The sequence below is a fragment of the Pantoea sp. X-Soil-OKNW-713 genome (assembly GCF_059730685.1).
In genome coordinates this window covers 2,834,483-2,855,869 of sequence record NZ_AP035995.1, presented here as the reverse complement: position 1 = coordinate 2,855,869, position 21,387 = coordinate 2,834,483, and the positions used below count along the sequence as shown (strand labels likewise).

General features: G+C 56.1%; 21 protein-coding genes. 14 read left to right on the top strand and 7 right to left on the bottom strand.

Going from position 1 to position 21,387, the window contains the following annotated elements; translation table 11 throughout:
* The first annotated feature begins 48 nt into the window (after nt 1-48).
* From AC6I8R_RS13445 to AC6I8R_RS13435, 3 genes are all read left to right on the top strand, one after another.
* Entirely contained in the window at nt 49-1,467 is a 1,419-nt protein-coding gene (locus tag AC6I8R_RS13445) for a glutamine synthetase family protein (RefSeq protein WP_200864685.1), read from the top strand.
* A gap of 206 nt (nt 1,468-1,673) precedes the next feature.
* Nucleotides 1,674-1,847: a hypothetical protein gene (locus AC6I8R_RS13440; RefSeq protein ID WP_021185937.1), complete on the top strand. Its 174-nt coding sequence runs from the start codon at nt 1,674-1,676 to the stop codon at nt 1,845-1,847.
* On the top strand, nt 1,837-3,195 hold the full coding sequence (locus AC6I8R_RS13435) for an APC family permease (RefSeq protein ID WP_415173938.1): 1,359 nt from the start codon (nt 1,837-1,839) through the stop codon (nt 3,193-3,195). Before AC6I8R_RS13440 ends, AC6I8R_RS13435 begins: the two co-directional genes overlap by 11 nt.
* An 81-nt stretch (nt 3,196-3,276) precedes the next feature.
* On the opposite strand, the gene ygbI is transcribed toward AC6I8R_RS13435, so the two are convergent.
* The gene (gene ygbI / locus AC6I8R_RS13430) at nt 3,277-4,038 is read right to left on the bottom strand and encodes a DNA-binding transcriptional repressor YgbI (RefSeq protein WP_036627653.1); all 762 of its coding nucleotides are present in this window, start codon (nt 4,036-4,038) and stop codon (nt 3,277-3,279) included.
* 259 nt (nt 4,039-4,297) lie between these two features.
* On the opposite strand from ygbI, the gene ltnD reads away from it, so the two are divergent.
* From ltnD to AC6I8R_RS13405, 5 genes are all read left to right on the top strand, one after another.
* Nucleotides 4,298-5,206 (top strand): L-threonate dehydrogenase, encoded by a 909-nt coding sequence (gene ltnD, locus AC6I8R_RS13425; protein WP_415173937.1) that lies wholly within the window; start codon nt 4,298-4,300, stop codon nt 5,204-5,206.
* A 2-nt stretch (nt 5,207-5,208) separates the two neighbouring features.
* Nucleotides 5,209-6,471 carry a 3-oxo-tetronate kinase gene (otnK, locus tag AC6I8R_RS13420; RefSeq protein ID WP_497832454.1) on the top strand — a complete coding sequence of 421 codons (1,263 nt, stop codon included), beginning with the start codon at nt 5,209-5,211 and terminating at the stop codon, nt 6,469-6,471.
* Nucleotides 6,468-7,094 carry a 3-oxo-tetronate 4-phosphate decarboxylase gene (gene otnC / locus AC6I8R_RS13415; protein WP_415173935.1) on the top strand — a complete coding sequence of 209 codons (627 nt, stop codon included), beginning with the start codon at nt 6,468-6,470 and terminating at the stop codon, nt 7,092-7,094. Before otnK ends, otnC begins: the two co-directional genes overlap by 4 nt.
* Nucleotides 7,094-7,873, top strand: a complete 780-nt coding sequence (locus tag AC6I8R_RS13410) for an HPr family phosphocarrier protein (protein WP_021185931.1) — start codon at nt 7,094-7,096, stop codon at nt 7,871-7,873. Before otnC ends, AC6I8R_RS13410 begins: the two co-directional genes overlap by 1 nt.
* A gap of 121 nt (nt 7,874-7,994) precedes the next feature.
* Nucleotides 7,995-9,347 (top strand): GntP family transporter, encoded by a 1,353-nt coding sequence (locus tag AC6I8R_RS13405; protein WP_021185930.1) that lies wholly within the window; start codon nt 7,995-7,997, stop codon nt 9,345-9,347.
* Nucleotides 9,348-9,380: 33 nt separating this feature from the next.
* Here the strand turns inward: AC6I8R_RS13405 and sbcB are convergent, their stop codons facing one another.
* On the bottom strand, nt 9,381-10,802 hold the full coding sequence (gene sbcB, locus AC6I8R_RS13400) for an exodeoxyribonuclease I (RefSeq protein WP_497832453.1): 1,422 nt from the start codon (nt 10,800-10,802) through the stop codon (nt 9,381-9,383).
* 196 nt (nt 10,803-10,998) lie between these two features.
* Here sbcB and dacD point away from each other — a divergent pair, with 196 nt between their 5' ends.
* From dacD to tmaR, 4 genes are all read left to right on the top strand, one after another.
* Nucleotides 10,999-12,165 carry a serine-type D-Ala-D-Ala carboxypeptidase DacD gene (gene dacD / locus AC6I8R_RS13395; RefSeq protein ID WP_208724020.1) on the top strand — a complete coding sequence of 389 codons (1,167 nt, stop codon included), beginning with the start codon at nt 10,999-11,001 and terminating at the stop codon, nt 12,163-12,165.
* Nucleotides 12,166-12,221: 56 nt separating this feature from the next.
* Nucleotides 12,222-12,683 carry a GyrI-like domain-containing protein gene (locus AC6I8R_RS13390; protein ID WP_021185927.1) on the top strand — a complete coding sequence of 154 codons (462 nt, stop codon included), beginning with the start codon at nt 12,222-12,224 and terminating at the stop codon, nt 12,681-12,683.
* A gap of 171 nt (nt 12,684-12,854) precedes the next feature.
* Nucleotides 12,855-13,913 (top strand): FUSC family protein, encoded by a 1,059-nt coding sequence (locus AC6I8R_RS13385; protein WP_021185925.1) that lies wholly within the window; start codon nt 12,855-12,857, stop codon nt 13,911-13,913.
* A 161-nt stretch (nt 13,914-14,074) separates the two neighbouring features.
* Entirely contained in the window at nt 14,075-14,395 is a 321-nt protein-coding gene (gene tmaR / locus AC6I8R_RS13380) for a PTS system regulator TmaR (protein WP_013509702.1), read from the top strand.
* 103 nt (nt 14,396-14,498) lie between these two features.
* Here tmaR and AC6I8R_RS13375 read toward each other — a convergent pair whose 3' ends face one another.
* Nucleotides 14,499-15,557 carry a LacI family DNA-binding transcriptional regulator gene (locus tag AC6I8R_RS13375; RefSeq protein WP_497832452.1) on the bottom strand — a complete coding sequence of 353 codons (1,059 nt, stop codon included), beginning with the start codon at nt 15,555-15,557 and terminating at the stop codon, nt 14,499-14,501.
* 90 nt (nt 15,558-15,647) lie between these two features.
* Between AC6I8R_RS13375 and AC6I8R_RS13370 the strand changes: the two genes are divergently transcribed.
* Nucleotides 15,648-16,421 (top strand): YdcF family protein, encoded by a 774-nt coding sequence (locus AC6I8R_RS13370; protein ID WP_415173869.1) that lies wholly within the window; start codon nt 15,648-15,650, stop codon nt 16,419-16,421.
* 8 nt (nt 16,422-16,429) lie between these two features.
* On the opposite strand, the gene AC6I8R_RS13365 is transcribed toward AC6I8R_RS13370, so the two are convergent.
* From AC6I8R_RS13365 to AC6I8R_RS13355, 3 genes are read right to left on the bottom strand one after another with little or no spacing between them, the layout of a single operon-like run.
* Nucleotides 16,430-17,410, bottom strand: coding sequence for an NAD(P)H-quinone oxidoreductase (locus tag AC6I8R_RS13365; protein ID WP_021185922.1), 981 nt, complete (start codon nt 17,408-17,410; stop codon nt 16,430-16,432).
* A 17-nt stretch (nt 17,411-17,427) separates the two neighbouring features.
* The gene (locus AC6I8R_RS13360; RefSeq protein ID WP_021185921.1) at nt 17,428-17,760 is read right to left on the bottom strand and encodes a carboxymuconolactone decarboxylase family protein; all 333 of its coding nucleotides are present in this window, start codon (nt 17,758-17,760) and stop codon (nt 17,428-17,430) included.
* Nucleotides 17,761-17,770: 10 nt separating this feature from the next.
* Nucleotides 17,771-19,210, bottom strand: coding sequence for an NAD-dependent succinate-semialdehyde dehydrogenase (locus tag AC6I8R_RS13355; protein ID WP_497832451.1), 1,440 nt, complete (start codon nt 19,208-19,210; stop codon nt 17,771-17,773).
* A 116-nt stretch (nt 19,211-19,326) separates the two neighbouring features.
* Between AC6I8R_RS13355 and AC6I8R_RS13350 the strand changes: the two genes are divergently transcribed.
* Nucleotides 19,327-20,253: a LysR family transcriptional regulator gene (locus tag AC6I8R_RS13350; protein WP_497832450.1), complete on the top strand. Its 927-nt coding sequence runs from the start codon at nt 19,327-19,329 to the stop codon at nt 20,251-20,253.
* 86 nt (nt 20,254-20,339) lie between these two features.
* On the opposite strand, the gene AC6I8R_RS13345 is transcribed toward AC6I8R_RS13350, so the two are convergent.
* On the bottom strand, nt 20,340-21,251 hold the full coding sequence (locus tag AC6I8R_RS13345) for a ketopantoate reductase family protein (RefSeq protein WP_021182726.1): 912 nt from the start codon (nt 21,249-21,251) through the stop codon (nt 20,340-20,342).
* Between the last annotated feature and the right edge of the window lie 136 nt (nt 21,252-21,387).

Sequence of the window (21,387 nt, the reverse complement as noted above, 5' to 3'; positions counted from 1 at the left end):
TTATTTTGAGCATTGCGCAAACCTGACAAACGGTAAAGGGCGGGTGGGATCATGACGAACCTCGTAGAAGTAGAAGACTTCACGCGACATAGTGAAGAGAAGCGAACCAGCGCGTTCCAGCTGGAGGTGAAAACCTGGCTGGAACGCCATCCTGAAACGCAATATGTCGATATTCTTCTGAACGATCTGAATGGGGTATTTCGCGGTAAGCGCATTCCCGTCTCAGCGCTGGCAAAACTGGAAAAAGGGTGTTACTTCCCGGCTTCGGTTTTCGCTATGGATATTTTGGGTAATACCGTCGAAGAGGCTGGACTGGGACAGGCACTCGGCGAACCTGACAATATCTGCTTTCCTGTTCCCGGTTCTTTAATGCCTTCCGCCGCCGACCCGCAACGTGTCGCGCAACTGATGTTGACCATGTGCAACCAAGATGGCACTCCCTTTGACGTTGAACCCCGTAATGTCCTCAATCAATTGTGGCAACAACTGCGCAATCGGGGATTATTTCCGGTGGTAGCGGTAGAGCTGGAGTTCTATCTGGTCGATAAAAAACGCGATGCGGAAGGCTATATCCAACCGCCGTGCGCACCCGGTAGCGATGAGCGCAACATGCAAAGCCAGGTCTATTCGGTGGATAACCTTGATCACTTCGCCGATGTGTTACGGGATATTGATTCCCTGGCGAAGCAGCAGGGGATACCGGCCGATGGTGCCCTGGCGGAGGCCTCACCGGGACAGTTCGAGATCAATCTGCACCATACGCGCGATGTATTGAAAGCCTGCGATCACGCAATTCAACTCAAACGTCTGGTTCGTCAGGTCGCAGAAAATCACGGCATGACGGCGACTTTCATGGCGAAACCCTATGAAGAGTACGCCGGTAGCGGCATGCATGTGCATATCAGTATGCTGGATGCCGCCGACCACAACGCCTTTTCTCTTGATGACGGTAGTGATTCGCCGCTGCTGAAACGTGCGCTGGCAGGCATGATCGATTTAATGCCGGCATCAATGGCATTGCTGGCTCCCAACGTGAACGCCTATCGTCGTTTTCTGCCGGATGCTTTTGTCCCCCTTCAGGCCTCATGGGGGCACAACAACCGTACCGTGGCGCTGCGCATTCCCTGTGGCGATGTCGATAATCATCGCGTGGAATACCGTGTGGCGGGGGCCGATGCGAATCCTTACCTGGTGGTGTCAACCATTCTTGCCGGTATTGTACACGGACTGGACAATCAATTGCCGTTGCCGCATCCGGTGAAAGGCAACGGCCATGAAGCGGAAGGACTGGCGCTACCGATTCGTCAGAGCGATGCGCTGTACGAATTTGAGAACAGTTATCCGCTACAGAAGCTGCTGGGCGAGCGTTTCAGCGCGGTGTGGCACAGCTGCAAACAGTATGAACTGATGCAGTTTGAGCGACTTATCACCGCCACCGAGATTGACTGGATGCTGAAGAACGCCTGAAGCAGGGAGATTTAGCGCAACATCTTGTATTGATGCCAGTAATTAAGGCAAAATATGCGCCCTGCAAAATACCAACATAACCGACGCTTATCGCGTCGGTTATTTTTTGCATAGTGATTTCACTCTACTTCAACCGAGGCCGGACACGCATCCGGATAGATAGACACTACAAACACGCGTTGTGCGTGAGATTTTGAGGAAAAAAGATGGGGATGTTTTCAACTGCACCAGCGCTGGCTGGTTCTCGCTTTCGTGATGACTACGGCGCTGTGATGAGCACTCTTGCTTATCAACCCACCTCCTGTCGCAATTTGCGCAGTTTCCCTGTGGTACAACCCAGTCAGGTTGTTGCTGTAGGGGGGCTGAACGATGTCGCTTAATACCTCCGCCGCACCTCAGCGTGCACATCTGAAAAAATCCCTGACTCTGATCCCGGTGGTCATGATGGGCCTGGCCTATATGCAGCCAATGACCCTGTTTGATACTTTCGGCATCGTATCGGGTCTGACCGACGGCCACGTCGCCACTGCGTACGCGTTCGCGCTGATCGCCATTCTGTTCACTGCTATTAGCTACGGTAAGCTGGTACGCCGCTTCCCATCTGCGGGCTCCGCTTATACCTATGCACAGAAGGCGATTAGCCCACACGTCGGCTTTATGGTGGGCTGGTCATCCCTGCTGGACTATCTGTTCATGCCGATGATCAACATCCTGCTGGCGAAAAGCTATTTTGAAACGCTGGTGCCGGGGATCCCGTCTTGGATTTTTGTCGTGCTGCTGGTGGGCTTTATGACGCTCTCCAACCTGCGCGGCATCAAAACCGTAGCCAACTTCAACAGCGTGATTGTGGTGTTGCAGGTATTGGTGATGATCGTGATTACCGGCATGGTGATTTACGGTGTTGTCCACGGTGTTGGCGCAGGTACGTTGACCAGCAGCAAACCGTTCTGGTCACAGGATGCCCATGTGGTACCGATGATCACCGGTGCGACCATTTTGTGTTTCTCGTTCCTCGGCTTTGACGGCATCAGTTCGCTGTCGGAAGAGACCAAAGACGCTGAACGTACCATTCCGCGCGCTATTTTCCTCACCGCGTTGATTGGTGGCGTGATCTTTATTGCGGTGTCTTACTTCCTGCAACTCTACTTCCCGGATATCTCACGCTTCCAGAATCCGGACTCATCACAGCCGGAAATCATGCTGTTTGTGGCGGGTAAAGCATTGCAGGTTGGTATCCTGATCTTCTCAGTGGTCACGGTGCTGGCATCTGGCATGGCGGCGCACGCCGGTGTTTCCCGTCTGATGTATGTGATGGGCCGTGATGGTGTATTCCCGGAGCGTTTCTTCGGGTATATCCATCCGAAATGGCGTACCCCGTCATTGAACGTGCTGCTGGTCGGTGCCATTGCGCTGCTGGCGATCAACTTTGACCTGGTTACTGCAACCGCGCTGATCAACTTCGGTGCGCTGGTGGCGTTTACCTTTGTGAACCTGTCGGTGATTGCCCAGTTCTGGGTGCGTGAGAAGCGCAACAAAACGCTGAAAGATCACATTCACTATCTGGTGCTGCCGGTGTTGGGTGCGATGACTGTTGGCGCGCTGTGGATTAACCTGGAAGAGACTTCAATGGTATTGGGTCTGGTCTGGGCTGCGGTGGGGATTATTTACCTCGCGGTGGTTACGCGCACCTTCCGTAACCCGGTGCCGCAGTACAGCGAAGAAGTGTAAGTCGGCAAGGTGCGCGCTAATGCGCACCTTCCGTAAAGGCGCGGGTCACCGCGCCTTTGTCATCGACATCGCGTTCATCCGTTAACCGGCAATCTGTAATTCCCAACTCCCCAAACTTAACGTCTCGCGCGCCGCTTTACTCAATTCGTTATCCGTAATCAGCGTATCAATCCGTTCCAGCGGCAATGCCAGATGCGTGGCAATCTTGTTGTACTTGGAACTGTCGCTTAACAATATCCGCTTGCTACTGACATCGCTCGCTGCCTGTTTTACCGGCACTTTCTCTTCATCAGGGGTAAATAATCCGCGCGGTCCCCAGCACGAGGCGGATATGAACGCGATATCAATCGCCAGTTGGCGCAAACTGCGCGCCGCAGCGGCACCAATGCTGGAACGGTTTTCCCGACAAACGGTTCCCCCGGTATGGATCAGCTTACAGTTGCTGCTTTCCATCAACAGACGCGCGATGACAAAGTCATTGGTGACCACCAGTAAATCCTCCCGGTCGAGCAGTTCCCGCGCGAGGGCCAGCGTGGTGGTGCCGGCATCAAGGTATATGCAACTGTTACGCGGAATATGACGCGCCGCCAACTGGCCAATCGCCATCTTCTCGTTGCTGTACATGCTGGTTTTTGCCAGATGAGACGGCTCTGCCGCCAGTCTGTCTGCCGACCGCACGCCGCCTGATACCGAGAGCACCGCGCCTTGTTCCTCCAGCTTCTGCACATCACGGCGGATGGTCATATGGGATACCCCCAGCCGCTCGGTTAGCTCAGCGATACTGACCACGCCACGCTCGGCAACCAGCGCTAAAATCTGTTGATGACGTTCAACCGGAATCACAATCGCCTCCATGAAATTATCATTTTTTCACATTGTAGAGCATCGCTTCTTTACATGCAGTAGATATTATCCCTGTGGAATGTAAGCAAAAATCGCCAAAAGTCTGCGGATAAGCCACGTCGTGGCTGTGTGAAATGTTGTTATGTGCGATGCGTTGAAGTTAATTTTTGTGATTCTCCGCACATTTATCCGCCAGTGTCTGCGGCAGAATTAACAGCAATGAACAAATAATCACTTAAATTAACAATGGAGGTTCGCTGTGTCAGCAACCGTCAATAATATCTGTGTAGTAGGTTTGGGTTCGATGGGTATGGGCGCGGCGCAGTCCTGTATTCGTGCCGGTTTAAACACCTGGGGGGTTGATCTCAATCCCCAGGCGCTGGAAACCCTGCGTCAGGCCGGCGCGCGTGACGCACAGACCTCCGCTGCCGCGTTCGCTCAGGAACTGGATGCGGTGTTACTGCTGGTGGTCAATGCCGCGCAGGTTAAAGCGATTCTGTTCGGCGACAACGGTCTGGCGGCACAACTCAAACCCGGTACCGTGGTCATGGTGTCCTCCACCATCTCAGCCCAGGACGCGCAGTCCATTGAACAACAACTGGCGCAGCATCAACTGGTGATGTTGGATGCGCCGGTATCCGGCGGCGCAGCGAAAGCAGCAACCGGCGACATGACGGTGATGGCGTCCGGTAGCGAGGAAGCCTTTGCTCGCCTGCAACCGGTACTGGACGCGGTTGCCGCGAAAGTCTACCGCGTGGGTAGCGACATCGGTCTTGGCTCAACAGTGAAAATCGTTCATCAGTTACTGGCAGGCGTGCATATCGCCGTTGGTGCAGAAGCGATGGCACTGGCTGCGCGAGCAGGCATCCCGCTGGAAACCATGTATGACGTCGTGACCAATGCGGCCGGAAACTCCTGGATGTTTGAAAACCGCATGCGTCATGTGGTGGATGGCGACTATTCACCGAAATCCGCGGTCGATATCTTCGTCAAAGACCTCAACCTGGTGGCCGACACCGCCAAATCCCTGCATTTCCCGCTACCACTGGCCTCGACTGCACTCAACATGTTTACCGAAGCCAGCAACGCGGGTTACGGGCGTGAAGACGACAGTGCGGTGATCAAAATCTTCAGTGGCATCACGCTGCCCCAGCCGAAGGGGAAGTAACCATGCGTTTAGGTGTCATTGCTGACGACTTTACCGGCGCGACTGATATCGCCAGTTTTCTGGTGCAAAACGGCCTGCCGACAATTCAGTACAACGGCGTGCCGGAGAGTGTGGATAGCCTGAGTGCACGGGCGATAGTTATCAGCCTGAAGTCACGCTCGTGCCCACCCCAGCTGGCGATTGATCAGTCGCTGGCGGCGCTGCGCTGGTTGCAGCAGCAGGGCTGCGATCGTTTCTACTTTAAATATTGCTCCACCTTTGACAGCACCGCACAGGGCAATATCGGTCCGGTGACGGATGCACTGCTGGCTGAATTAGGTGAAAGCCAGACGGTGATTTCACCTTCTTTACCCGTCAATGGCCGTACCGTCTATCAGGGTTACCTGTTCGTCGCTGATCAACTGCTGTCGGAATCCGGCATGCGCCATCATCCGGTGACACCGATGACGGATAGCAACCTGGTACGTCTGATGACGCGTCAGGCGCAGGGTAAGGCTGCCGTGATCAATGCCAGCCAACTGGATAAAGGCGCAGATGCAGTGCGTGACCAACTGGCAACGATGAAAACCCAGGGTATCAACTATGTGGTGCTGGATGCGCTGCATGAGCAACACCTGCTGACCCAGGGTGAGGCCTTAAAAGAGATGCGCCTGGTGACCGGCGGTTCCGGGCTGGCAATCGGTATTGCTCGCGCCTGGTCAACGGCGCAACAGAATGCGGCCGAAGCGGAGTGGGCCGGGCGGCCACAGGGCCAGCGTGCGGTTGTCATCTCAGGTTCCTGCTCACAAATGACCAACCGCCAGGTCAACGCCTATCGCCAAATCGCGCCCTCATTCGAGGTGCAGGTTGAGCGCTGTCTCGAAGATGCGGCCAGCTATGCCGATGAATTGTGCGACTGGGTGGCGGCGAACAGCCAGCAGGCTCTGGCTCCGCTGCTTTACGCCACTGCCGACGCACAGCAGTTGCAGGCGATTCAGCAGCAGTACGGTGCCGCACGCAGCAGTGAAGCGGTTGAGCAGCTGTTTGCCGCTGTTACCCGTGAGTTGAAGGCACGCGGCTGGCAGCGGTTTATTGTGGCCGGTGGTGAGACCTCGGGAGTGGTGGCACAAACCCTCGGTGTGACCGCCTTCCACATTGGTCCGACGATTTCACCCGGCGTACCCTGGGTGCGTGATATTCATCAACCGCTGTCGCTGGCCCTGAAATCAGGCAACTTTGGCGATGAACAATTTTTCGCCCGCGCACAAACGGAGTTCTCTGCATGACCGAACAACAAGCCCGCCTGGAGATGGTGCAACTCGGCGCCTCGTTTTTTCAGCGTGGTTACGCGACTGGCTCGGCAGGAAACCTGTCGCTGTTACTGGAAGATGGCAACCTGTTGGCGACGCCAACCGGTTCCTGCCTTGGCGAGTTACAGGCCGACCGTCTGTCGAAAGTGACGATGCAGGGTGAATGGATTTCCGGTGATAAGCCGTCAAAAGAGATCGCTTTTCACCGCGCACTCTATCTGAACAACCCACAATGCAAAGCGGTGGTTCATCTGCACAGTCATTACCTGACGGCGCTCTCCTGCTTGCAGGGGCTGGACACGGAAAACTGCATCCGTCCATTTACGCCATATGTGGTGATGCGCGTGGGGGATGTGCCGGTGGTGCCGTATTACAAGCCAGGCGATCAGCGCCTGGCGGAAGACCTGGCACAACTGGCGGCACGTTATCGCGCTTTTTTACTGGCTAACCACGGGCCGGTGGTGGTCGGGAAAACGCTACGCGAAGCGGCGGATAACACCGAAGAGTTGGAAGAAACGGCACGCCTGATGTTCACGCTGGGCGATCGTGCCATTCGTTATCTGAGTGATGACGAAGTGGCAGAGTTGAGGAATTACTGATGCCAAAGTTTGCTGCTAATTTATCTACACAATTCAATGAAGTGCCGTTTCTGGAACGTTTCGCTGCGGCAGCCAACGCGGGGTTTCGCGCCGTTGAATTCCTGTTTCCTTATGACTACCCGGCAGAGGTGCTGAAAGCCGAACTGGAGAAATATCAACTGGAACTGGTGCTGTTCAATACCGCCGCAGGAAATGTTGCCGCAGGGGAGTGGGGTGTTTCCGCCATTCCGGGCCGCGAAGCGGAGGCGCACGCGGATATCGATCGTGCGCTGGAGTATGCACTGGCGCTCAACTGCCCGCAGGTACATGTGATGGCGGCGACCGTCGCGCCAGGGGCTGACCGTACGGCGTATGAAGCAACGTTTGTCAGCAACATGCACTACGCAGCTGAACGTTTTGCCCCGCATGGGATTCGCCTGCTGTTGGAAGCGCTGAATCCGGTAACCAAACCGCATTACCTCTACGCCAGTCAGTACCAGACGCTGGCGATGATGGAGCGCATCGACAGATCGAATGTTTTCACCCAATTGGATCTGTTCCACGCACAGTTGGTGGATGGCAATCTCAGTCACCTGATTAAGACCTATGCGGGTCGCTATCGTCATATCCAGATTGCTTCTGCACCGCATCGCCATGAGCCGGATGAAGGTGAAATCAACTATCCGTGGCTGTTCAACCTGCTGGATGAGGTGGGTTACGACGGTTGGGTTGGCTGTGAATATTTTCCTCGCACCACCACGGAAGCGGGTCTGGGCTGGTTCGCACCTTACGCACAATAACCCTGAGTTTTACCGCCCCACACACAGGACACACGTTGCCCCGTGGGGCTTTTGTAACCTTTGTTTTGCCTGAACCAGAGAAATCTGTACCCGAATATACTAATTAAATCAGAGGACTATCATGTCAACCGCGTTGTTGTTAACCATCGCTGTCGCCAGCATTGTGATCCTGCTGCTGCTGGTGATTAAAGCCAGAGTTCATCCGTTTGTCGCTCTGTTGATTGTCAGCCTGCTGGTGGCGATTGCTACCGGAATCCCGGCGGAAAAAATCATGGAGACCATTTATAGCGGCATGGGCAGCCTGCTGGGACATATCACCATTATTATCGTGCTGGGGGCGATGCTCGGCGCAGTGATTGAAGCCTCTGGCGGCGCGGAGTCGCTGGCCCAGCGTTTTAGTAAAACGCTGGGTATGAAACGTACCGTCGCTGCGCTGACAATGGCGGCATTTATCCTCGGTATTCCGGTATTTTTCGAAGTGGGCTTTATCATCGTTATCCCGCTTATTTACGGTTTCACCAAAGTGGCACGCGTCTCGCCCGTGAAGTTTGGTCTGCCGATGGCCGGTGTGATGTTGACGGTGCATGTGGCATTGCCAACCCATCCAGGGGCGGCGGCAGCGGCGGGCATACTGCATACCGATATGGGCTGGCTGATGATGCTCGGCATTCTGATCTCCATCCCGGTTGGCATTGTTGGTTACTACGTGGCGAAAATGATGAATCGCCGTCAGTACCATCTGTCCGTTGATGTACTGGAACAATTGCAACTGGCAAAACCAGAAGGGACGACCAGCACCCAGGAAACCCCTCCGGGCGCGTTGACCATTGCTGGTCTGATCGTGGTGCCGATTGTATTAATTGTGCTGGGTACCCTGTCACACTCCATGCTGGCTGAGGGCAGTGTTTTACGGTCAATTATGACTGTCATCGGCACCCCACCGATTGCGCTGTTGATTGCCCTGGCGTTGGCAGCATGGTTGCTCGGCGTGCGTCGTGGCTGGAGCAAGGACAAACTGGAAGATTTGACCGGCCGCGCGATCCCCAGTTCCGCCAGTGTCATTCTGGTCGCCGGCGCGGGTGGCGCTTTTGGTAAAGTGCTGGTCGAGTCAGGCGTGGGCAAAGCGCTGGCGGTAACGCTGGAGACACTCCACCTGCCATTGGTTCCGGCCGCATTCATTCTGTCGCTGGCGCTGCGAGCGTCGCAGGGTTCTGCCACCGTAGCAATTCTCACCACCAGCGGTCTGCTGAGTCAGGCGGTCGGTGATGTCACCGATATGCAGCGTGTGCTGGTGACGCTGGCAGCCTGTTTTGGTGGCCTCGGCTTGTCACATGTGAATGATGCCGGATTCTGGGTAGTGACCCGTTATCTGGGGCTGTCAGTCGCCGATGGCCTGAAGACCTGGACAGTCCTGACCACATTGATGGGGCTGAGCGGTTTTGCACTGACCTGGCTGGTGTGGGCGTTGATCTAACTGAGGTGAGAGCGGGCATCCGCCCGCTCTTGATTAAGAAACCAGCTTCTGCGCGTACAAATACAGCGCTTTCAACAAACCCAGCTTCTCCGCATTCCCTTCATGCAAACTCGCCAACGACTCCAGCTCCAGCAGAAACGCCTGCACGCGTTCAGCATTCAGCGCTTCGCGACGATGCTGTAACCAGCGTTGCTGCTCGGCGTCATCCAGCGTGCCGGGGAAATTGCGCGCCCGATAGCGAAACAACAACTTCGCGATACGCTTGTCATCAAAGGTTAAGTCCAGCGCGGGTAAATTCTGCGGCGGTGTCTGGCGCACGATATTCATCGCTGCACGATCGGCATCGCTGAAAAATCCGTTGTAGAGCTGCGCATCCACATCATCCGAGGGGGTAAAAGGCTCGGCTTCGGCAAACAACGTCACCACTTTTTCGCGCACTTCCGCATGCTGGCGCAGCAGGGCGAGGTTGGCGAGGCAGTGCTGACGATCGATATTCAGGCGTTCCGCATCTTCCGGGCGCAGTGTATTCGCCGGGGCCAGCACCGGGCATTTGTTGATATGCACCAGTTTGATGGGCACCGCCGCGAGGTCGCCCAGCTCGGTGTGGCGGGTATACAGCCGCTCACGCAATTCATCTGGCGACAGCGTCAACAGCGGGCTCATGTCCCCCGCCAAATCGGCCACAATCAGCGCGTTACGGTTATCCGGATGCCACGCCAGCGGCACGACCCAACTGGTATTGCCGCGTGCCGCACCAAACATTCCCGAAACGTGCACCAGCGGCTTCATTTGCGGAATATCGATCAGCGTCATCAGTTTCTGTTTATTACGATAAGTAAACAGGAACTCAAACAATTTTGGTTGTTTCTCTTTGACCAGCTTCGCCATCGCTAATGTGGCGTAAACGTCAGACATCGCATCATGCGCCTGCTCGTGTGCCACGCCATTGGCTTTGGTCAGATGTTCCAGCTTAAAGCTGGGGAAGCCGTCATCATTTTCCGGCCAGACAATGCCTTCCGGGCGCAATGCATAGCAGGCACGCATCACATCGAGCAGATCCCAGCGAGAATTGCCGTTCTGCCAGCTCCAGCCATAAGGATCGAAGAAATTACGATAGAAAATGTTGCGGGTGACTTCGTCATCAAAACGCACGTTGTTGTAACCCACCACGCAGGTCTGTGGCTCGCTAAACAGGCTGTGGATACGTTCGGCAAAGGCCGCTTCAGTGACGCCACGCGCCTGCGCGGTTTGCGGCGTAATGCCGGTGATCATCACCGCCTCCGGTTGCGGCAAATAATCATCCGCTGGCTGGCAATAAAACACCTGCGGTTCACCTGTGGCATTGAAATCTTTATCAGTACGCAGCCCGGCAAACTGCGCCGGTCGGTCGAGTGACGGGCTTTTGCCGAAAGTCTCGTAATCGTGAAACAAAAAGGTGAAGTCGGAGGCGGGCACGGCGTTATCCTGGCAATGGAAAAATCAACGCACAGGATAGTCGCCCGGCTGACACAGTACAACCTTCCTCCCGGGGTCTGCGTGCCAGCGCGCAGAATTTGTCCTCAGTTCATACTTTTTTTCAATTTATTCAAACCTCTTAAAGCCATTTGCCGTAAAACGTGCGGCGGTAAATTCATTTTTTGAGGAAGAAGTGTTGAAAAGGCGTCTGCTGGTTACTGTTTCTGGAATGATTGTTTGGGCATCGCTGGCGCAGGCTGACGACAGCATGCCGTTCCCCCTGACGCCTCCGGCGATTGATGCGGCTTCCTGGGTACTGATGGACGCCACAACCGGACAGATTCTCACCGCCGGGAATCCCGATGAGGAGCGCAACCCGGCCAGCCTCACCAAGCTGATGACTGGCTATGTGGTGGATCGTGCCATCGACCAACACAAAATCAGCCGTGACGATGTGGTGACGGTGGGTAAAGATGCCTGGGCGGCCGGCAACCCGGTATTCAAAGGTTCCTCGCTGATGTTTCTCAAACCCGGCGATAAGGTCACGGTACGTGATCTGAGCCGTGGCGTGATCATCGATTCCGGTAACGATGCCTGCGTGGCGCTGGCCGACTATGTCGCGGGTAGCCAGCAAAACTTCGTTACCATGATGAACAGCTACGTGCAAAAGCTCGGTCTGACCCATACCCATTTTGAAACCGTCCACGGTCTGGATGCACCCGGTCAGCACACCACCGCGCGCGACCTGGCGGTGTTGTCACGCGCCATCATCAGTGGCGAACCCGATTTCTACGCCATGTACAGCGAGAAAACCCTCACCTGGAACGGTATTACGCAGAACAACCGCAACGGATTACTGTGGGATAACAACCTGCACGTCGATGGCCTGAAAACCGGCCACACCGAAACCGCCGGTTTTAACATCATCGCGTCAAACATCGTTGGTCAGCATCGGCTGATTGCGGTGATCATGGGCGGCAAAAGCTCCAAAGGGCGTGAAGAACAGGCGCGTAAGCTGCTGGTCTGGGGACAAAATAACTTCGACACCGTCCAGTTGTTCCATGCCGGGAAGAAAATCGGCACGGAAAACGTCTGGTACGGCAATCCGCATCAGGTTGATGTAGGTACCACCCAGGATATCTACCTGTCACTGCCGCGCGGCGAAGTGCAGAACGTTAAAGCCAAATACGTTATCGATCGTAAGGATCTGGAAGCGCCGTTAAAGGCCAATGAACAGATCGGCGAGATTCAGGTGATGGACAAAGATAAACAGCTGGCGAGCTATCCGCTTTACGCGCTCAACGCGGTCAATAAAGCGGGTATCGTGACACGCATTGAAGATTACCTGAAGCAAAAACTGTAAGCATGAACTAACTTCGGTATCAGTGCCGTAGAGTGTCGCTGATATCGAGGTCAATCATGAAAACATCTGTCGTTGAACGTCCGGCGCAACACTGGGTCGGTTATCATCTGCAAGGTCCGTGGCAGGAGACGGTGCCACAGGGCTTTGCTCAGCTTAAAGTCTGGGCCGCGCGTCACGGCCTGTCAGGCGAGTGGATGGCCATTTATTATGGCAATCCGCAGGAGCTGCCCCCGGAAGAACTCAGGGTAGAAACGGTGCTGACCGTTCCGGCTGATTATGCGCTGGCAGCGGGAGGTGATATTCAGCATGGCACTCTGGCCGGCGGCCATTATTTCCACACCTGCACGGAAGTGCTGAACAACGATTTCTTCGCTGCCTGGAATGAATTTTTTGCACAATTGCAGGCGCGCAGTGACTGGCAGGTGGATAATCGTCCCTGTTATGAACACTATCTTTCGGATGGATCGCAAAGTGGTAACTGGCTACTGAACATGTACATCCCGGTTCGGCCCCGCTAAAAAAGGGGCTGGCGTTACATCTATGTTTCTATTGGGGAAATTTGATGTTGCGTTGATGTTGATTTTTGTAAGCAGTGGTCAAAAAGTCAGGAAAAACGCGTGTCAGGTGTTAAGGGATCTGGTTTCGCCAGGGTAACATAGCGCGCAAAATTTTCCCGCACCCGGATAATCATGTTACGCGCTGACAAGCCCATTTCGTCGATTGAGTTCTGGTTCTACCGCCACTATCGCGCCGTACACGGCGTGCGTATCGCTATCGCTTTTGTCCTGAGCTTTTTGTTTGTCCGTCTGACTGACATTCCGGAAGGCACCTGGCCACTGATTACGCTGGTGGTGGTGATGGGGCCAATCTCGACCTGGGGTAATGTCTTTCCGCGCGTAGTGCAGCGCATCATTGGCACCTTTGCCGGGGCGATCTCCGGATTGATCGCGCTGAAGCTGGAGTTGATATCCTTGCCTGTGATGCTGGTGTGGTGTTTTGCGGTGATGGTGATTTGCGGTTATCTCACCCTCGGCAAACATCCGTATATGGCGCTGTTAATTGGTATCACCCTCAGCGTCGTGGTGGGCGCACCGGCAGGGGATTTCACCGTCGCGTTATGGCGTGGTGGTGATGTGATTCTCGGATCGCTGATGGCGCTGCTGTTTACTGCTATCTGGGCGCAGCGCGCTTATACCCACTGGCGCATCCAGTTGTCGGACGCCTTTATCAGCATGGCGAAAATTCATCATACCGGCTTCTCAGCTAACCTGGTGGATAAGCCGCGCCTGAACAAACCGTTCCAGAAACTACTCACCAACGTGATCAAGATGCGTGCCTTGCTGGAACCCGCCAGTAAAGAGACACGCATTCCTAAATCGGTGTTTGAAGCCATTCAGACCATTAACCGTAATATGGTTAACACCATGCAGATGCAAATTGATGCGTGGTGGGCGTCACGCGAAAGCCACTATTTGCTGCTCAACGCACCGACCCTGCGCCGCACGCAGCAAATGACGGAAAACACCCTGAACGCGCTGGCGGCGTTAATGGTGAAAGGGGAGACGGAGCAGGTGACGGCCAACAGCCACGAGCTGGGCAGCATCATGCAGGAGCTGGAGCAGTTGATTGCCACTGGCAGCAAGCAACTGGAAACCACCTCGATCTACGGCTACGTCTGGCTGAGTCTGGAACAGGCGCGCCAACTGGAGCGTATGACCGATCTGGTAAGGCTGGCGTTACGTAAATAGTTTTCCGGGGCAATGACTTAATGTGAATCGCCCTTTCTTTGCGCTAAGATAAGTGCCAGTCCGATTTTAGATGTGAGAATTGCTTACAGGGCTGGCAAGCCGCTAAGCTAAAGGTTATGACTATCTCGCCTGCTCAAGCAGGCCCTAAGAAAGGTGCCAACATGGAAAATGCCAAGCAATCATTTCAGGACGTTCTGGAGTTTGTGCGTATGTTTCGTCGTAAAAACAAACTACAGCGCGAAATTACGGATAACGAAAAGAAAATCCGTGATAACCAGAAACGTGTGTTGCTGCTGGACAACCTGAGCGAATATATCAAACCGGGCATGAGCGTTGAGGCGATTCAGGAAATTATCGCCAGCATGCGCGTGGATTATGAAGATCGCGTTGACGAATACATCATCAAAAATGCCGACCTCTCTAAAGAGCGTCGCGAGCTGTCGAAAAAGCTCAAAGCGATGGGCGAACCCAAACCGCAATAAGATTCAGGGGCCATTTGGCCCCTGAATTTTTTGCCGATACTGCACTCACTAACATATTGCACATCTCCCTCTCCCGTCTTGCGGGAGAGGGCCGGGGTGAGGGTTAGTTGCGCATTAGCCGCCGGGCCAGCGCCTGCAACTGATACGCCACCTCTGCCGCATCCAGCCCGTTTTGCTGCGGTGCAGCGGTGGTTTCCCGGATCACCAATTGGGTTTCCAGCGATGGCATTTCAGCGCTGACGTCATTGAGCCGTGCCAGCAGGTGATCCACACTTTCCGCGCCCAACTGCTGTAAATCCTGACGCACCGTGGTGAGGGGCGGCTGGTACCAGGCGCTCTCTGCGGTGTCATCATAGCCAATCAACGATATTTCGCCGGGAATCCGTACGCCATGTTGGTGCAGCGCGCGCATCGCGCCCAGCGCCATCTGGTCGTTCGCCACCAACAGCGCCTGCGGCAGCGTGTGAGGCAACAAACTAAGTAAGGCCTGATAACCCGATGCCGCGCTCCAGTCCCCCTCCAGCACGCAACAGGCTTCCAGTTGATGCGCTGCCAGCGCCTGTTGCCAGGCCAGAAAGCGGCTGCGTGCTGAGGCGGAACTCGTCGGGCCATTCAATACGCCAATCTGGCGATGGCCGAGCGCCACCAGATGATCCACCGCCTGGCGCGCACCGGACTCGCTCAGGAACTGGCATTGCGCTACCCCGGCATGGCGTTCCACATCAAGAAACAGCGCGGGTTTTGTGCCACACTGCTGCTGGATTTGCTCCGCTTCAGCCGCATCCAGCGGCAGGTTGATCAGCAGCGCATCGACCCGCTGGGCCAGCAGCTCATTAACCGTGTCCTGCGCATTGCCTGCGGTCATTGCAATCACCAGATGGTAACCGAGCGCCGTCGCGCGTTGCTGGATGGCGGAGGCAATCTGCGCCGGAGCCATCAGCGCCAGATCGCTGGTTGCCAGCCCTAGCGTGCGCGTGGCTTTACCTGCCAGTTGCTGCGCCACCCGGTTCGGCACATAGTTGAGTTGCTGCATCGCCGCTTCCACTTTGGCGCGGGTGCGGGGAGAAACCTGTGCGGCGCGGTTAAGCACGCGGGAGACAGTCTGGTAAGAAACCCCCGCCAGTTGGGCAACGTCATCGAGGGTTACGGAGCGCGAAGTCATTGATCTCTCCTGAAGATGAAGCTGCGAGTGTAGCAAATTTTTTCCCTTCGGCGAGGTCTTAAGCCAGGATGAAAACCTAAGGAGAACAGCATGAAGCTTAATGGTGAACATATTCAGGATATCAATACGCTGGCGGCATGGCTGGCGCTGGATCATATTCCGCAGGAGGGTACGCTGGAGGCCGATTTAGCCATTCTGGCCGGACATGCGGTGCTGCCGAATATTGAAGGTGTGGTCGCACTGACCAAAAAATATCAGCTCCCTTTGCTCATCAGCGGTGGTATCGGTCACTCCACGCCACTGCTGGCGCAAATGATGGCGGCGCATCCGTTGTACCGGCAAATCGCGACTCAGGGTAAAAGCGAAGCAGAGATGCTGGGCGATATGGCGCGTCTGTTTGCCGCGTTGCCGGACGACCAACTGTTGCTGGAAGAGAAATCGCGCAACTGTGGCGAAAATGCGGCCTTCAGCCAGCAGTTATTGGACAAACTGGCGTGGCAGCCGCAGCGGGTGATTCTGGTGCAGGATCCGCTGATGCAGCGTCGTACCTGGGAAACCTTCCGCTGGCAGTGGCGCGATCGTGACGATGCGCCTGAGTTTATCAGTTGGCCGGTGTTTACCCCGCAGGTGATGATGGATGCCGGTATGCTGCGTATTATCGGCGCGCCACCGCAGGGGTTATGGTCAATGGAACGTTTTCTGTCGTTGCTGATGGGGGAAGTGCAGCGTCTGCGTGATGATGAAAACGGCTATGGCCCGCGCGGCAAAGGGTTCTTCGGTCATGTTGATGTCCCGGAAGCGGTCGAAGCGGGCTGGCAAAGATTGATGCGCCTGCCAGGGGTGCAGTCGCGCATCAATGGATAATTAACCTTCTACGCCGTCAACACGATTTTCCCGACGTTAAGGCCTTCTTCCATGCGCTGATGGGCCGCCGCTGCTTCAGCAAGGGGATAGACACTGTCGATAATCGGTGCCAGTCCCTCCTTGCCAAATTCGGATAACCAGCGTTCACGGAAGCGTTGTGACATCGCGTGTTTGACCTCCTGACTGCGCGATTTCATCACCGTGCCGAAAATTTGCAGGTGGCGATACAGCAGCCGATCCAGTGGAATTTTGGCATTTTCGATGCCGCCCATAATACCAATCTGCACCAGGCGACCGCCGAAGTTGAGCGCATTAACGTTACGTTCGAAGTAGGGCGCACCAATAAAGTCGAGGATCAAATCGACGCCGCGTTTCTCCGTCAGGCTGTCGACCACCGTGGCGAAATCCTCATGCACATAATCGATAACATAATCTGCCCCCATACGACGTACCAACTGATGAGCGCTGGCCTGGGCGGTGGTGATCACCGTTGCCCCGATGGCATGCGCCAGTTGTACCGCCGCACCGCCTACGCCACCCGCCCCTGCATGGATTAACACCGTCTCGCCTGCCTGCAATTTACCGAGATTCACCAGCGCTTCATTGGCGGTGACAAACACTTCGGTGATGGCTGCTGCCTGGACGTAGTTCAGGCTGTCAGGGATCGGCATCGCCATGCGGTAATCAATGCGCGCCACTTCGGCGTAAGCCCCACCGCCAACGATACCCATTACGCGGTCACCGACCTTGTAACCGGAAACTTCGGCACCGACGGCAATCACATCACCGGCGATTTCCAGCCCCATCAGGGTGGAATCCCCGAAGTCAGGGCGGCCATAGCCGCCACGACGATGGGTGAGATCGGCCCGGTTAACCCCGGCGGCGCGGGTGCGCACCAGTAAATCCTGTGGGCGCAGAACCGGTTCTGCAACCTCGGTCAGGGTTAACACCTCGGCCGGTCCAAACTGATCAAATGTAATGGCTTTCATGGTCTTTTCCTTAATTATCAATTGCTCTGGTCATCGGCGAAGGTGGCGTTGGCATAGGCTGACGCGGTAATGGCGGCCGGGAAACCGGCATAAAACGCCATATGGGTAATCACGGCACTTAACTCGGTTTGGGTCAGGCCATTTTCGATACCACGGCGTAAATGCGCGGGCAGCTCATTGGCGTGGTTCAGTGCAATCAGACAGGCGATGGTGATCAGGCTGCGGTCGCGCGGGGCCAGATCCGCATCTTTCCAGACGTCTGAATACAGCGGCTGTTCAACAAAGTCCGCCAGTTTCGGGGTAAACGGACGAGCGGCAGCGCGCGGGCTGGTGAAATCAATCGGTTTCATGGTCATCTCCTTAAATCTGGCTGATAAATTTATTGGTCAGGTAATGTTCAATGCCTTCGGTACCGCCTTCAGAGCCGTGGCCGCTCTCCTTCATTCCGCCGAACGGCAACTCGGTCGCAATGATGCGGTACTGATTGATGCCGATCATCCCGGCTTCGAGGCCATCGCCGACATCAATGGCGGTACGGGCATCACGGGTAAAGGCATAGGCAGACAGTGCGTAGGGCAGGCGATTGGCTTCTGCCAGGCCGTCTTCCAGCGCGTCGAAGGGGCGCATCACGGCAATCGGGCCAAACGGTTCTTCATGCATGATGCGGGCGCTCATCGGCACATCCGCCAGCACGGTGGGTTGGAAGAAATAACCGGGACCCGCAATACGTTTGCCGCCGATCAGTACTTTTGCTCCCTGGGCGACGGCATCCGCCACCAGCAATTCCATCTTCTCCAGCTGACGTTGATTCGCCAGCGGGCCAACCTGGGTTCCTGCCGCCATACCGTCACCAATCACCAGCTTCTCGGTTGCGGCGACAAAGGCCGTGACAAAGCGTTCATATACCGGACGCTGGATCAGAAAGCGGGTGGAAGAGATACAGATTTGGCCGGTGCCACGGAAGCGATTTGCGGCGCCCCCGGTTGCTGCGGCATCGATATCGGCATCGGCAAACACCAACACCGGACCGTGTCCCCCCAGCTCCAGCGTGATGGGTTTTACCCCGGCGGCGGCACGTTCTGACAGCAGACGACCGACCGGAACCGAACCGGTGAAGGCCACCTTACGAATGATCGGTGAGGCGATGAGCTGGGAAGAGACTTTATCCGGTACGCCAAAGACAATTTGCAGCACCCCTTTTGGCAGGCCGGCATCGTCGAGACAGCGCGCCAGCGCCAGTGCCGTTGCCGGGCTTTCCTCACCGGGTTTCAGAATCACGCTGCATCCCGCAGCCAGCGCGGCAGACAATTTGCGTGCCGGGGTGATAGCCGGGAAGTTCCACGGGGTGAAAGCGGCGACCGGGCCAATGGCCTGACGTTTCACCAGTTGCTGCACGCCGGGACGATTGGCGGGCACCACGCGGCCATGAATACGGCGGGCTTCTTCGGCGAACCATTCGAAGTATTCGGCGGCGCGCAGCACTTCATCACGGCTCTCGGTCAGCGGCTTGCCCTCTTCGAGGGTCATCTGCGTGGCGATATGCTCAGCGCGTTCACGCATCAGTTCCGCTGCACGCTTCATAATGCGCGCCCGTTCAGCGGGGACGGTGTGACGCCAGACGTCAAAGCTGTCACGCGCAACATCCAGCGCCAGCGCCAGGTCAGCTTCGGTCGCCAGCGGCAGGCGGCCAAGTACGTTGCCAGTCGCCGGGTTTACCACGGCGGCGGTATCGCGGTCGTCGGCGTTCAGCCACTTGCCATTGATGAACAGGTAAAGTGAATCATAAGTTGGGTTTTGCATGGTCTTCTTCCTCAGATGGATGATGTTGTTGATTTGCGTTGAGAAGAAGGTTAAGCCCGGCGAGCTTCGCTGATAAGATGGCCTCTCCCCACAACAGCTATGCAAGAAATGCACAGATGCAATCAGAGAAATTTGCCGAGTTCCTTGGCGTCTTCGTTGACGTCGCACGCGAGAGTAGTTTTTCCGCTGCTGGTCGGCGGCGTGGCCGCACCCCCTCGTCGATTGGTCGTCAGATTGATGCACTGGAAGCGCATCTTGATACGCCGTTGTTTCTGCGCTCCACCCGCCATCTCACCCTGACGGATGCCGGTGAAGCCTTGTTGATCCGTGCCAGACAGATTCTGGATTCGCTGGTGGATGCGCAGCAGGAGCTGGCGTCGATGAAAGGGGAAGTCACCGGGATTTTGCGCGTGGCCTGCTACCCGACCTTTGGCAAGCGCTACGTGCTGCCGGTGATGGGGGAACTGGCCCGTCAGCACCCGGATTTACGGCTGGAGCTGGATCTGACCGAACGTCTGGCCGACCCGGTAGCGGAACGTCTGGATCTGGTGATCCGCATCGGGGATATGGCGGACAGTACCCTGATTGGCAGCCGCATTGCTGTCCAGACCCGCGTGTTGTGCGCCAGTCCGGCATATCTGGCGCAGCAGGGGGAACCAGCCACACTGGCCGATCTGGCCGCACATCGGCTGATCGACAAATTACATGGCTCCGACCTGTTGGGTTGGTCTGCGGTGCTGGGGCATCCGACACGGGCATCCAACACCGCACCGGTTTTTGGCTGTGATGATTTTGAAGGGATGCGGCTGGCGGCGGTGGAGGGACTAGGAATCGCTTATCTCCCCGACTGGGTGGTTGGGGAGGACATCAAGGCCGGGGTTTTGCAGCAGATTTTTCCTGAGTGGTCGGCACAGCCGCAGGCGGCAACCGGGATCTACGCGCTACGCGCGTTACGTCATCCCCCGGCCCGCGTCACCCTGTTTCTTGATGCCTTGCGCGCCCGGATTGGCAACCCGGCGATCTGGTCAGTGCAGGATATTTAATGGGCGTAGCGGCGCGATTTATCGCGCAATTTCGTGCGCTGTGCAGGAAAGACCCGCGCGATAAATCGCGCCGCTACGGTTGGCGATTACCGGTTCTTCAGATACACCTGCAAATTAACATACACCGCATTTAGCAGCGGCGTAGCCACCCCGTTGCGCGTGGCGCGCGCCACCAGGTCACCGATGATCTGATCCGCCTCAATATCAAAGCCCTGGGTCAGGTCACGGTACATCGAAGAGGTCATCGGTGTGGCCGGATTATTCAGCGTCTCAAGAATCTTCGCCGTCACCGCCGGACGCTCCAGATAGCCTTCGGCGCTGATCACCTTCAGCACCTCACCGAAGATGCCCTGCAACAACGCTTCCCCGCCCTGTGATGTCAGGATTTGCTGAGTATTGCCGCGCCCGAGGCAGCACACGGCTCCCAGCGTACTCAGCAGCAACCACTTCTCCCACAGCTCACTGCTGATGTTGTCGGCAAACACGGTGTTGAACTGCGCACCGCGCAACGTCTCATCCACCCGTTGCAGACGCGCGTCATTCACGCCGTTCAGCGCCCCGTAGTACAGGATATGCAGCGGCGTCATCTGCACCACTTCGCCGTTCTCACCGAGGGTGGCGTTGATTTTACACAGGCCGCCAATCACCTTGTCGCCAAAACGTTTTTGCAACGTATCGATATGCCGCATGCCGTTGAGAATTGGCATAATCAGGGTGTCAGGGCCGACAGCCGGGGCGATATCCTCCATCGCCTGCGCCAGACCAAAACTTTTTACCGTCAGGATAATCAGGTCATAGCTGCCGTCCAGCGTGCCGGCCTGTACCAGTTGCGGATGCAGGGTTTCAGTACTGTCGGGGGTTTTCAGCACCATCCCGTTCGCTTTTAACTGCTGAAAACGGCGCTCGCGCACCAGAAAAGTCACATCACGTCCTGCTTGCGCCAGACGCGCACCGAAATACCCGCCGGTTGCGCCGGCGCCGACTACCAGAATGCGCATGGTTGTGTTTCCCGTTGTGAATGAGACCCCTACCTTAAAACGCAGCGCTGAGGGATGCCAGTGGACAAATGCGTATGCATGTAAAGGACTGATGAAAAACAGCTCAATCTGTTCGCATTTCTTCCTGCGCGAGGTC